This is a genomic window from Salinimicrobium oceani (assembly GCF_012037645.1).
On sequence record NZ_JAAVJR010000277.1, the window covers coordinates 1 to 573 of the forward strand.

1 protein-coding gene is annotated in these 573 nt (G+C 37.2%); it reads left to right on the plus strand.

Annotated elements, in window-relative coordinates; all coding sequences use genetic code 11:
* Nucleotides 1–213: 213 nt before the first annotated feature.
* Nucleotides 214–573, plus strand: a 360-nt coding sequence (locus tag HC175_RS16710; protein WP_168025771.1) for a hypothetical protein, incomplete at its 3' end; no start/stop codon positions are given.

A 573-nucleotide genomic window follows, 5' to 3' on the forward strand; every position in this document is an offset into this window, starting at 1 on the left:
AATGGATGTTGTCAGCACGGGAGGGACGTTTTTAAATTAATTGACGGGGTACCGGAGTTGAGCGAACGTTTTATTATTGGACATAATTCAGAGGGCAAAGAATTTTCTGAACATTGGAAAATTGAATACGGAGAATTTATTTTGATCGAAAAGAAAATTGAATAAAGTCCACTTGAGTAATTAATAGTTCTCTCCTTACCATCGTTTATATCTATGCAAAACGAAGTTATCACCATCAACAGGTCTTCATCAGTTTTAATTTCTCCAACCCATCTCCATTATAAATTCGGAATTGTAAACGAAACTGAAAAGATCATTCCGCTTCAAGGGATCAAAAGGTTGAATTATAGTTCCGGGATGATCAATAAAACATCAACCGGATGTAATATATTCGCAGGCTTCTTTGCTGGAATTCTCTCTGATTATCCCGATCCCGGAAATGTGGAGACAAATCTCCCTGTTCTTACCATTGAATATTATCCTGAAGGTCATCGCTGGCCAAAATTTCTAAAGATCTCTCAGCCCGATCTATCTGAAGAAAAAGCAAATAAGATATGGCAGGCATTAGGGAAA